The sequence below is a fragment of the Amycolatopsis sp. lyj-84 genome (assembly GCF_046549075.1).
Classification (GTDB): Bacteria; Actinomycetota; Actinomycetes; order Mycobacteriales; family Pseudonocardiaceae; genus Amycolatopsis.
The window spans coordinates 1-1,140 of record NZ_JAJPWO010000037.1 but is presented as its reverse complement, the minus strand read 5'-3'; the positions used below and the strand labels follow the sequence as shown (position 1 = coordinate 1,140).

Below are 1,140 nucleotides of genomic sequence, written 5' to 3'. Positions count from 1 at the left end.
TGTTGAGTCGTGCGGCGACCGCGGCGAGGTCTTCGGCGGTGTGCTGGTGCAGGTTGGTCCCTTTGGGGAAGTACTGGCGGAGCAGGCCGTTGGTGTTCTCGTTCGATCCGCGTTGCCATGGGGAATGCGGGTCACAGAAGTAGATGGCCATGTCGGTGGCGAGGGTGATGTCGGCGTGTCGGGCCATCTCGTTGCCCCGGTCCCAGGTCAGCGACCGCCGTAACTGATGCGGGAGAGTCTGGATCGCTTCGATCATCGCGTCCCGGACCTGGATCGCGTCGTGGCCGTTGGGCAGGTGCAGCAGCACGACGAACCGGGTGGAGCGCTCCACGAAGGTGCCGATCGCGGACTTGTTGCCGGCACCGGTGATCAGGTCGCCTTCCCAATGACCCGGGACTGCCCGGTCCTCGGCTTCGGCCGGCCGTTCGCTGATCTCCACGAGGTCAGGGATCCGTGATCGTCGTGCCTGCGCCTGCTTGCGCGGTCGGCGCAACGCCCGCCCGGTCCGCAAACACGCGGTGAGCTCGCGGCGCAGCGCTCCCCGGCTCTGCACATACAAGGACTGGTAAATCGTCTCGTGTGACACTCGCATCTCCGGCCGGTCAGGAAACTCCATCGCAAGCCTGGCTGTGATCTGCCCTGGAGACCACTCCTGCAGCAATCGCGCCTGCACATGATCCCGCAACTCGCGATTACCGGCCTCGGCCAGCTTCGCAGTCTTCGGCCGCCGGGCCCGATCGCGCGCCGCTGACTCCGCCCGATGCGCTCGATACCCACCCCGGCCGCCATTGTTCGTCACCTCCCGGCTGATCGTCGACGGCGCCCGGGCCAACTGCCGAGCGATCTCCCGATAAGAGAGATCCCCGGACAGACCACGAGAGATCTCCTCCCGCTCAGCCATACTCAGATAGCGCTCGCCCAACGAGCCAGGTGCGTTCCCGATCACCCCGCCAGCCTGCGCGAACCACCGTCGCCCGGTCTCGTGCGACACATCCACCAAACGGGCGGCAGGCTTGGGCAGATACCCCGCCCGCACCGCACCCCAAAAACGCACCCGCACCGAACGCGGCAACACGAACCCGCCAGCCACCACAAACTCCCAGCTCACGAAGGATGTTGCAACGACCGCATGAATCCGCC

General features: G+C 66.3%; 1 protein-coding gene. It reads right to left on the bottom strand.

Translation table 11 applies throughout. The annotated features are described in order from the left end of the window. The coding region (locus ACLJRM_RS44215) for an IS30 family transposase (RefSeq protein ID WP_410666450.1) at nt 1-1,135 on the bottom strand (1,135 nt) is incomplete at its 3' end. Between the last annotated feature and the right edge of the window lie 5 nt (nt 1,136-1,140).